This is a genomic window from Streptomyces sp. NPDC055013 (assembly GCF_053608645.1).
Genome location: NZ_JBSGVW010000023.1, coordinates 139513 through 148791, shown reverse-complemented (window position 1 = coordinate 148791; position 9279 = coordinate 139513). Strand labels below are relative to the sequence as shown.

Below are 9279 nucleotides of genomic sequence, written 5' to 3'. Positions count from 1 at the left end.
GTCCGTCCTCGGACCGGCGGTTGGGGTCGGGCAGAGAGGTGCCGTTTCTTGACGCCGGCCACTGCGGGCGGACACCCCCCGGCACGTCCCCTTGCCGCCGTACGCGGGTACTGCGCCGCGGGGCTAGGCCAGGTGGCGTTCCACCGTTTCCACCTTGGAGGTGAGGCCGTCCGTCACGGTGGGCCTGATGTCGGCCTTGAGGACCAGGGATACGCGCGGGGCGCGTTCTTCTACTGCTGCCACGGCGCGCTTGACGACGTCCATGACCTCGTCCCAGTCGCCCTCGATCGAGGTGAACATCGCGTCGGTGCGGTTGGGCAGGCCCGACTCGCGGACCACGCGGACGGCGTCGGCGACGTACTCCCCCACGTCCTCGCCGACGCCGAGCGGCGTCACGGAAAACGCGACGATCATGCGCCGACGATTCCTTCCTTGCGGGCGCGGGTGGCGATCACCGCGTTCTCGGCCTCGCGCTTGAGCTTGCGGTCGGCGAAGAAGCCGCCGGTCGGCAGGACGGAGAGGACGAAGTAGAGCGCGGCGGTCTTCAGGGACCACTTGGTGCGGTTCCAGGCGTCCGCCCAGAAGATCACGTACAGGATGAAGAGAACGCCGTGGATCATGCCCATGGCAGGCACCGCGTTGAAGTCCGTGGTCCGCTTCAGCACCGAGCAGACGAGCAGGAGCAGGAACGACACCGCCTCGGGGGCCGAGACGAGGCGGAGGCGGCGGAGGGCGGTGGCGGTCTTGATGTCCACGGGTCACCTTCGGTGGGTTCAGTGGGAGGGATGTCGGTCGGCTCGGATCAGCTTGTGAACACAAGCACAAACTTCTCCCATTGTGGCAAACGCCGGCCACCGGGTCGGCATCGGGTGGGTGACAACGTCTGCGCGGCCGAGGAGGCTGGTCCCTGACGACGGGCGAGGGCGCGCGGGGCGGGCCGGGTGGCTGCCCTGGCGGAACGTCGCGCGGCAGGGGCAGATCTCGGCGACCGGCTTCGAGCAGTTGCACGCGTCCTTCTCGCCCGGGAAGCAGAGCGAGTTGGAGGAGCGGCGCAGCGCCCTGGTGATGCGGGACGAGGATGAGGACGGGGCGCCGCCGCGGTCGACCGTCGATCTGGGGAGGGGGACGGCGGTCATACGGCTCGGGACCGCTGACCTCTCCGGGGACCATCAGGGGTGAAGTCCGTCTCTGGGATCTGTTGGCGGCAGGCCCCGGCGGCTACCTTCGCTGCGTGGCGATGTTCCGACTGCAAGGCAGCAAGGTGCTCGCCGTCGACATGACAGGCGATGCCGTGAAGGCGAAGAACGGCTCGATGGTCGCGTACGACGGGCAGATGGCCTTCAAGAAGATGAGCGGCGGCGGTGAGGGCATCCGGGGCATGGTGACCCGGCGGCTCACCGGTGAGCAGATGACGCTGATGGAGGTGAAGGGGCATGGGACGTGCTGGTTCGCGGACCGGGCCTCCGAGATCAATCTCGTGAACCTCCAGGGAGACAAGCTCTACGTGGAGTCGAGCAATCTGCTCGCGACCGACGGAGGGCTGCGGACCGGCACGTCCTTCACGGGGATGCGCGGCGCCTCGCAGGGCAACGGGCTGTTCACGACCACCATCGAGGGGCACGGGCAGGCGGCGATCATGTCGGACGGGCCGGCCGTCGTGCTGCGGGTCAGCTCGCAGTACCCGCTGACCGTCGATCCGGGAGCCTACGTGGCCCACCAGGGGAATCTGCGGCAGTCCTTCCAGTCCGGTGTGACCTTCCGCACCCTCATGGGCGAGGGCGGTGGCGAGGCCTTCCAGATCCGGTTCGAGGGAGACGGGCTGGTGTACGTACAGCCGAGCGAGCGGAACACGATCGCGGGGGATGTCTGAGATGACCTTCCGTGAGATCAACTCCAAGATGGTCGAGGCGACCGTCATGTCGGGGCAGCGGCTGTTCAGTCAGCGCGGGGCGATGCTCGCCTACAAGGGCGAGGTGTCCTTCACCCCCAACACGGCCGGTGGCCAGGGCGGGATCATGTCGATGATCGGGCGCCGGGTGGCGAACGAGGACACCCCGCTGATGACCGTCGAGGGCAACGGCACGGTGCTCTTCGGGCACGGCGGCCACCATGTCCAGGTGATCAACCTCGCCGGCGACACCCTGTGTGTCGAGGCGGACCGCCTCCTCGCCTTCGAGGGCACCCTTCAGCAGGGCACGATGTTCCTCGGCTCGCAGGGCGGGGTGATGGGCATGGTCCGCGGGCAGATCAGCGGGCAGGGGCTGTTCACGACCACCCTCAAGGGGCACGGGGCCGTGGCTGTCATGGCGCACGGGGGCGTCTTCGAGATCCCGATCACCCCGCAGCGGCCCGTGCACGTCGACCCCCAGGCCTACGTCGCCCACCACGGCGACGTGCGCAACAAGCTGTCCACGGCCCTGGGCTGGCGCGACATGGTGGGCCGCGGCTCCGGCGAGGCCTTCCAGCTGGAGCTCAGCGGCAACGGTGCGGTGTACGTCCAGGCGTCTGAGGAGAAACTGTGAGCGCCCCCTACGGAACCCCCGGCGGCCCCGCGGTCCTCGACCCGACGACGCTGCCGTCCGACGACAACGTCAACGCCTACACCTTCTGCGTGGAGCTCAAGGGGAGCCAGTGGTTCCTGCAGAAGGGGAAGATGATCGCCTACTACGGCTCGATGGACTTCAACGGCGTCGGGCACGGCCGACTCGACCGACTTGTCCGTACGTCCTTCCATTCGCCACTGCACGCGAGCGACTGGGTCGTGGCGGAGGGCAGCGGAAAGATGCTGCTGGCCGACCGGGCCTTCGACGTCAATTCGTACGACCTCGAAGACGGCAACCTGACCATTCGCTCCGGCAATCTGCTCGCTTTTCAGCCAACTCTCGCTCTCAAGCAATCGATCGTGCCGGGTTTTCTGACACTCATCGGAACCGGAAAGTTCGTGGCCGCATCTAACGGTCCGGTGGTGTTCATGGAACCCCCGATCCGGGTGGACCCGCAGGCGCTCGTCGGCTGGGCCGACTGCCCCTCCCCGTGCCATCACTACGACCATGGCTACATGACCGGCGTGATGGGCGGTCTACGTGCACTGACAGGCCTCGGCGGGGCCTCCGGAGAGGAGCATCAGTTCGAGTTCGTCGGAGCCGGTACGGTCCTGCTCCAGTCGAGCGAGACCCTCATGGCCGAGCAGGCCACGGGGGCGGTTCCACCGGAGCCCGGAGTGCCTGGTTCCGGAGGGACGCACACAGGCCCTTCACATCAGGCCGGGGCACCGCGCCTTCCCGGACAGCTGGGAGACCTCCAGCGTCGCTTCGGGCTGTGAGCGGTAGTCTGCGGAGTGTGACATCGAACGTGTGCGCACACAGTCGTGTCACAGAAAACCCTCACTAGTTCGCCTTTCAACTTTTTAGGTAGACTTCATTCATGGAGACCGAGACGGCCACCCGCTGGCTGACCGATGCGGAGCAGTGCGCCTGGCGCACCCACCTGGAGGTCAACAGGCTGTTGACGTACCAGCTCGAAAAAGACCTGCAGCCGTTCGGCCTGACAATGAACGACTACGAGATCCTGGTGAACCTGTCCGAGTCGGAGGACGTACGGATGCGGATGAGCGACCTCGCGTCGGCCACCCTCCAGTCCAAGAGCCGCCTCTCCCACCAGATCACCCGCATGGAGAACGCGAACCTGGTTCGACGTGAGAACTGCGAGTCCGACCGCCGCGGGCTCTACGCGGTTCTCACCGAGCACGGCATGGAGACGATGAAGAAGGTCGCGCCGCACCATGTGGCGTCCGTGCGGAGGCACTTCATCGACCTGCTGTCCACCGACGCCCTGGGGGAGCTCGACAAGGGCCTCAAACCGATCGCGGAGCATCTGCGCGGGCAGCGCGGACGTCCGTGACACCCAGGTAGGTCCTCACTGACGGATCTGGGTGAGCGGCAGGCGGAGTTCGAACAGGGCGCCGCCTGCCGGGGCGTCGCGGACCGTGAGTGTGCCGCCGTGGCGTGCGGCCACGTCCCGGGCGATGGCGAGTCCGAGCCCGGCGCCGCCGTCGTCGCGGGTGCGGGCCTCGTCCAGCCGTACGAACCGCTCGAAGATCCGCTCCCGGTCGGCCTCGGCCACCCCGTCCCCGTCGTCCGCCACAGCCGCCACCGCCCAGTTCCCGTCCCGCCCGACGGACACGGTGACCGTCTCCCGGGCGTGCCGCTGAGCGTTGTCGAGCAGGTTCCCCAGGACCCGCTCCAACTGTCCCCGCGACCCGGCCACTTCGACGACCACCGCCTCGACGGTCACGTTCTCCCGGCCCCGCGCCTCCCGCCGCGCCACCTCACCCAGGTCGACCCGCTTGTCGCCGGGCCCCTCCCCCGCGTCCAGGCGGGCGAGCAGCAACAGGTCGGCGGCCAGGCGCTGCAGTCGTACGGTGTCCTCCACCGCGCCCGGCACGTCCAGCAACTCCGGGTGGGCGACGCCCACTTCGAGCTGGGTGCGCAGGGAGGCGATCGGGCTGCGCAGCTCGTGCGAGGCGTCGGCGACGAACCGGCGCTGGCGCTCCACGGATGTCTCCAGTGCGGCCAGCGTCTCGTTGGTGGTGCGGGCGAGCCTGGCGACCTCGTCGTGCGTGTCCGGCTCCGGGACGCGCCGGGCGAGGTCCTCGGACGCGGTGATCGCGGCCATCTCGCGCCGGATGCCCTCGACGGGGCGCAGTGCGCGCCGGGTGACCAGCCAGGTCACGGCCGCTACGACGCCGAGCAGCAGCGGGAAGCCGATGAGCATGACGGTGAGCGCGGTGTTCACGGCGCTCTGCTCGGCCTCCAGCGAGCCGCCGGCCCAGACGGTGAGCGTGCCGCGGTCGTCGGTGTCCACCGGGACGGCGGCGAAGCGGTAGTCGGCGGTGTCGCCGTCGATCGTCGCGGAGCCGTCGGTGAGCTCGCTCACCTGGCCGATCTCGCCGGCGTCCTGGGCGGTGTCGTCACCCTTGTCGTCGTCCGCGTCGTCGTCGGCGTCCTCGCCGCCCGAACCTGCGGTGGTGCCCGTGCCCCCCGTGTCACCCTTGCGCGGCTGCGGCTTCACGGTGTCGGTGCCCGTGCCGCTGATCCGCTCCAGGTCCTCGGTGGCCGCGACGAGCGTGCCGTTCGCGTCGACGACCTGGACCGGGCTGTCGTCGTCGATGTCCAGCTGGTCGTACGGCTTCCCGGCGCTGAGCTGGGCGACGACGTTCTGCGCCGTGCGCTCCGCGTCGTTGCCCGCCTGGTCGATCAGGTTGGACCGCAGCGACAGCAGCACCGCCGCGCCGGCCGCGACCAGAGCCACGGCCACCACGAGGGTGGCGGCGAGCGTGGCCCGTGACCGGACCGAGCCGAAGAGCCGTCTCATCGTTGCGCCTCCAGCCGGTACCCGGCGCCGCGGACCGTCTTGATGAGCCCCGCGCGCAGCTTGCGCCGCAGGGTGCTGACGTACACCTCGACGATGTTCGGATCGCCCTCGTAGGCGAAGTCCCAGACGTGCTCCAGGATCTCGGCCTTGGACACCACCTCCCCGGCCCGCAGCACGAGCTGCTCCAGGACCGAGAACTCCTTGGTGGTGAGGGACACCTCGTCGTCGCCGAGGAAGACCCGGCGGGCGGCGGTGTCGACCTTGAGGTCGCCGTGGACGTGCACGGGCGAGGCCCCGGCGCCCTGGCCCCCACGCCGCAGCAGCGCCTTGACGCGGGCGACGAGGACGACGTAGGAGAACGGCTTGGTGAGGTAGTCGTCGGCGCCGGTGTCCAGCCCCTCGGCCTCGTCGTACTCGCCGTCCTTGGCGGTGAGCATCAGGATCGGCACGTCGTGGCCGGCGCCGCGCAGGGCGGCGCAGACGCGGTAGCCGTTCATGCCGGGCAGCATGATGTCGAGGATCACGAGGTCGTACGACCCCTCCGAGGCCCGGTACAGCCCTTCCCGGCCGTCGTGGACGACGTCCACGGCGTATCCCTCGGCGGTCAGGCCCTTGGCGAGCGACAGGGCCAGCCGCTTCTCGTCCTCCACGATCAACAGGCGCATGCGTAAAGGTTCGCAAAGCGAAGCTGAAGATCTCTTCAGGGGGCTTCAGGTTCCTCTCAGCGTCGGTTCGGCAGATTGGTCCTCGTCGAAACGAAGCGACATGAAGTCACACGAAGAGACGCGAAACGCAACGCCCGGGAGGGAACCCCATGAAGCGCAACATCGTCATCGCCACCGTCACCGCCGCGGCTCTGATCGGCGGCGGCACCGTCGCGGCCTACGCGTCGGCCGACGACGGCAACGCGCCCACCCAGCGTCAGACGAGCGTCCGGGTCGCCGACGACCGGAACGACGACGCCGATGACCGCAATGAAGCGGCCGACGACCGGGACGACGCGACCGACGACCGCAACGACGCCGCGGACGACCGGAACGACGACGCCACCGAGGCCCGCGGCTCCAAGATCACGGCCGTCGACGCGATCGCCGGCGCGCTGAAGAACACGCCGGGCACGGCCGTCTCCGCCGACCGGGACGACGACGGCGCCGGCGCCTGGGACGTGAACGTCGTCAAGGGCGACGGCACCGAGTACAGCGTCCAGGTCTCCCCCGACACCGCCAAGGTCGTCGGCGCCCAGCGCGACGACGACGATGACAACGACGGCCGCGAGGACCTCGCCGCGCTGAAGGGCGCGAGCGTGGACGCCCGCGAGGCCGCCGAGGCCGGCGCGGCGAAGGGCACCGTCACCGACGTCGACCTGGACGACGACGGCCCCGTGGCCTGGAGCGTGGAGACCACGAAGGGCGAGTGGAAGGTCGACCTCAAGACGGGCAAGGTCACCCAGGACCACGACGACGACACCGCCCAGGACGACCGCGACGGCGACGACGACTGACGTCGGGACGTCAGCGCGTCGTACGAGGGGTACGGGATGTCCCGTACCCCTTTTCGCATGCCGCGCCGCGGGCCACCGCCACCGCCGTCACCAGCATCAGCGCACCGGTGACCGCGAAGCACACCCCCGCCGGCAGCCACCCGACGAGCACGCCGGCCGCCGCGGCACCGCCCGTGATGCCCGCGTTGACAGCCGTGTTGACCCAGGCCCCGGCCTGGACCCGGGCCTCGGGCGCGGCGGTCTCGTCGGCGATGAGGTACGCGGTGGTGATCAGCGGGGACACGAAGACACCGGCGACCGCGACCGCCACGGCCAGGGTGCCGAGCCCCTGCGCCAGCCCGGCACCGCACAGCGCCAGCCCCAGTCCGGCCGCCTGCACGGACAGCCGGGTCGCGGCTGAGGCCCGCCACTCGACGGCCCCGTTGAGCAGCCCGCCGACGGCGCTTCCGGCGGACAGGGCGGCGAGCACCCAGGCCGCACCGCCGGCGCCGTGACCGTGCCCGTCCGCGAAGGCCACGACCAGCAGGTCGACCACGCCCAGTGCCAGGCCGACCGCCGCCGCGGCGATCACCGGCCGGCCCAGTCCGCGCAGCACCCGCCGCCCGGCCGCGTCCGGCCCCGGCTCGCGCCCGCCGGCCGGCACGGCACGCACCACGGGCGACGACACGAACCCGGCGGTTCCCACCACCATCAGCGCCGCGCCCACGACGATGCCGGCCGCCGGCGGAGCGAACCCGACGAGCAGGCCCACCAGCAACGGCCCCGAGACGAAGAGCAGTTCCTCCGCGACGGCGTCGAGACTGTACGCCCGCTGCATCAGCGCCCGGTCCGGCGCCAGCCGCCCCCACACGGCCCGCATGGTGGGCCCGAGCGGCGGAGTGCAGGCACCGGCGAGACCGCTGACGGCGGCGATGACGAGGGGCGAGGCGGCGCCGGGACGCCAGAGCAGCACCGCCAGCAGACCGAGCAGCCCGGTGTGGGCCGCGACCATCGGCACGAGCGCCCTGCGCGGCCCGTACCGGTCGATGAGGGCCGCCCTCGCCGGCGACAGGAAGACGCTGGTCGCGGAGAACAGCGCCATCACCACACCCGCCACCGCGTACGACCCGGAGGCCCGGGTCACGGCGAGCATCACGGACAGCGGGGCGATGCCGTACGACAGCCGGCCGATCAGGGCTGCGACGAAGGTACGGCGGGCATGGGGGATCCGGAGAACGGCGGCATACGAAGGCCGCACGACATGCGTGGAAGACACGGGAGTTCCTCGACTCGAGGCGGAAAAGGGGACGCCGTATCGCCGCGCCGGTCACGACCGAGCGGTCGTTCACCGCGCGCGGGCAGGCGTGCCCTATGCCATGAGGAGGTACATGCGGGTCAACCTAGCAGCGGAAGGCGGCAGTTGACCATGGGGAAACTCCCGGGGCGCTGCGGAGGTCAGGCCCCCGTAAGCCCTTCCACCAGCTCGTCCGCCGCCCGGTACGGGTCCAGCTCGCCGGCGACGATCTTCTCCGCCAGTGCCCCGAGCCTGCGGTCGCCGTGCAGGTCCGCGATGCGTTCGCGCAGGGCGGTGACGGCGATGGTCTCGACCTCGCGGGCGGCACGAGCACGGCGGCGTTCGGTGAGGACCCCGCGCTCCTCCATCCAGGCGCGGTGCTTCTCCAGGGCCTCCACGACCTCGTCGATGCCCTCCGCGCGGGCGGCGACCGTCTTGACGATCGGCGGGCGCCAGTCGCCGGGGCCGCGGGACTCGCCGAGGCCGAGCATGTGGTTGAGCTCGCGGGCGGTGGCGTCGGCGCCGTCACGGTCGGCCTTGTTGACGACGTACACGTCGCCGATCTCCAGGATGCCCGCCTTGGCCGCCTGGATGCCGTCACCCATGCCAGGGGCCAGCAGGACGACGCTCGTGTCCGCCTGGGAGGCGATCTCCACCTCCGACTGGCCGACCCCGACCGTCTCGACGAGCACCACGTCGCAGCCGGCGGCGTCCAGGACGCGGATCGCCTGCGGGGCGGCCCACGCAAGGCCGCCCAGGTGGCCGCGCGTCGCCATCGAGCGGATGTAGACGCCGGGGTCGGAGGCGTGGTCCGACATCCGGACCCGGTCGCCGAGCAGCGCGCCGCCGGAGAAGGGCGAGGACGGGTCGACGGCCAGGACGCCGACCCGCTTGCCCTGCTTGCGGTACGCCGTCACGAGCGCCGACGTGGATGTCGACTTGCCGACTCCGGGCGAACCCGTGAGCCCGACGACATACGCGTTGCCCGTGAGCGGCGCCAGCGCCTCCATGACCTCCCTGAGTTGCGGGGACGCCCCCTCCACCAAGGAGATCAGCCGGGCCACGGCCCGCGGCCGGCCCTCCCTCGCCTGGGCGACGAGTGTGGAGACGTCCTGCATCACTGCTCCGTTCA

Annotated in this window: 12 protein-coding genes; 6 read left to right on the top strand and 6 right to left on the bottom strand. The window is 70.6% G+C overall.

What is annotated here, in order from left to right; all coding sequences use genetic code 11:
- Window positions 1–123: 123 nt before the first annotated feature.
- On the bottom strand, window positions 124–414 hold the full coding sequence (locus tag ACWGDB_RS26305) for an MTH1187 family thiamine-binding protein (protein WP_453824659.1): 291 nt from the start codon (window positions 412–414) through the stop codon (window positions 124–126).
- Window positions 411–755, bottom strand: a complete 345-nt coding sequence (locus ACWGDB_RS26300; protein WP_383602493.1) for a DUF3817 domain-containing protein — start codon at window positions 753–755, stop codon at window positions 411–413. The genes ACWGDB_RS26305 and ACWGDB_RS26300 overlap by 4 nt, the downstream gene beginning before the upstream one ends.
- A gap of 118 nt (window positions 756–873) precedes the next feature.
- Here ACWGDB_RS26300 and ACWGDB_RS26295 point away from each other — a divergent pair, with 118 nt between their 5' ends.
- From ACWGDB_RS26295 to ACWGDB_RS26275, 5 genes are all read left to right on the top strand, one after another.
- A complete protein-coding gene (locus ACWGDB_RS26295) occupies window positions 874–1179 on the top strand; it encodes a DUF6191 domain-containing protein (protein ID WP_453824658.1) in 306 nt (101 codons plus the stop codon).
- A gap of 58 nt (window positions 1180–1237) precedes the next feature.
- Window positions 1238–1870, top strand: coding sequence for an AIM24 family protein (locus ACWGDB_RS26290; protein WP_453824663.1), 633 nt, complete (start codon window positions 1238–1240; stop codon window positions 1868–1870).
- A gap of 1 nt (window position 1871) precedes the next feature.
- Window positions 1872–2522 carry an AIM24 family protein gene (locus ACWGDB_RS26285; protein WP_369276332.1) on the top strand — a complete coding sequence of 217 codons (651 nt, stop codon included), beginning with the start codon at window positions 1872–1874 and terminating at the stop codon, window positions 2520–2522.
- Window positions 2519–3322, top strand: a complete 804-nt coding sequence (locus tag ACWGDB_RS26280) for an AIM24 family protein (protein ID WP_453824657.1) — start codon at window positions 2519–2521, stop codon at window positions 3320–3322. Before ACWGDB_RS26285 ends, ACWGDB_RS26280 begins: the two co-directional genes overlap by 4 nt.
- 101 nt (window positions 3323–3423) lie before the next feature.
- Window positions 3424–3900 carry a MarR family winged helix-turn-helix transcriptional regulator gene (locus tag ACWGDB_RS26275; RefSeq protein WP_383602498.1) on the top strand — a complete coding sequence of 159 codons (477 nt, stop codon included), beginning with the start codon at window positions 3424–3426 and terminating at the stop codon, window positions 3898–3900.
- A 15-nt stretch (window positions 3901–3915) separates the two neighbouring features.
- On the opposite strand, the gene ACWGDB_RS26270 is transcribed toward ACWGDB_RS26275, so the two are convergent.
- A complete protein-coding gene (locus ACWGDB_RS26270) occupies window positions 3916–5373 on the bottom strand; it encodes an ATP-binding protein (RefSeq protein WP_453824656.1) in 1458 nt (485 codons plus the stop codon).
- A complete protein-coding gene (locus ACWGDB_RS26265) occupies window positions 5370–6038 on the bottom strand; it encodes a response regulator transcription factor (protein WP_453824655.1) in 669 nt (222 codons plus the stop codon). The genes ACWGDB_RS26270 and ACWGDB_RS26265 overlap by 4 nt, the downstream gene beginning before the upstream one ends.
- 149 nt (window positions 6039–6187) lie before the next feature.
- On the opposite strand from ACWGDB_RS26265, the gene ACWGDB_RS26260 reads away from it, so the two are divergent.
- Window positions 6188–6874 (top strand): PepSY domain-containing protein, encoded by a 687-nt coding sequence (locus ACWGDB_RS26260; RefSeq protein ID WP_453824654.1) that lies wholly within the window; start codon window positions 6188–6190, stop codon window positions 6872–6874.
- Window positions 6875–6884: 10 nt separating this feature from the next.
- Here ACWGDB_RS26260 and ACWGDB_RS26255 read toward each other — a convergent pair whose 3' ends face one another.
- Window positions 6885–8129: an MFS transporter gene (locus ACWGDB_RS26255; RefSeq protein ID WP_453824653.1), complete on the bottom strand. Its 1245-nt coding sequence runs from the start codon at window positions 8127–8129 to the stop codon at window positions 6885–6887.
- Window positions 8130–8308: 179 nt separating this feature from the next.
- A complete protein-coding gene (gene meaB, locus ACWGDB_RS26250; protein ID WP_363046224.1) occupies window positions 8309–9265 on the bottom strand; it encodes a methylmalonyl Co-A mutase-associated GTPase MeaB in 957 nt (318 codons plus the stop codon).
- Between the last annotated feature and the right edge of the window lie 14 nt (window positions 9266–9279).

Coding starts and splice junctions, on each gene's coding strand:
- ACWGDB_RS26305 (WP_453824659.1), bottom strand. CDS start 414: ATGATCGTCGCGTTTTCCGTGACGCCGCTCGGCGTCGGCGAGGACGTG.
- ACWGDB_RS26290 (WP_453824663.1), top strand. CDS start 1,238: ATGTTCCGACTGCAAGGCAGCAAGGTGCTCGCCGTCGACATGACAGGC.
- ACWGDB_RS26285 (WP_369276332.1), top strand. CDS start 1,872: ATGACCTTCCGTGAGATCAACTCCAAGATGGTCGAGGCGACCGTCATG.
- ACWGDB_RS26275 (WP_383602498.1), top strand. CDS start 3,424: ATGGAGACCGAGACGGCCACCCGCTGGCTGACCGATGCGGAGCAGTGC.
- ACWGDB_RS26270 (WP_453824656.1), bottom strand. CDS start 5,373: ATGAGACGGCTCTTCGGCTCGGTCCGGTCACGGGCCACGCTCGCCGCC.
- ACWGDB_RS26265 (WP_453824655.1), bottom strand. CDS start 6,038: ATGCGCCTGTTGATCGTGGAGGACGAGAAGCGGCTGGCCCTGTCGCTC.
- ACWGDB_RS26260 (WP_453824654.1), top strand. CDS start 6,188: ATGAAGCGCAACATCGTCATCGCCACCGTCACCGCCGCGGCTCTGATC.
- meaB (WP_363046224.1), bottom strand. CDS start 9,265: ATGCAGGACGTCTCCACACTCGTCGCCCAGGCGAGGGAGGGCCGGCCG.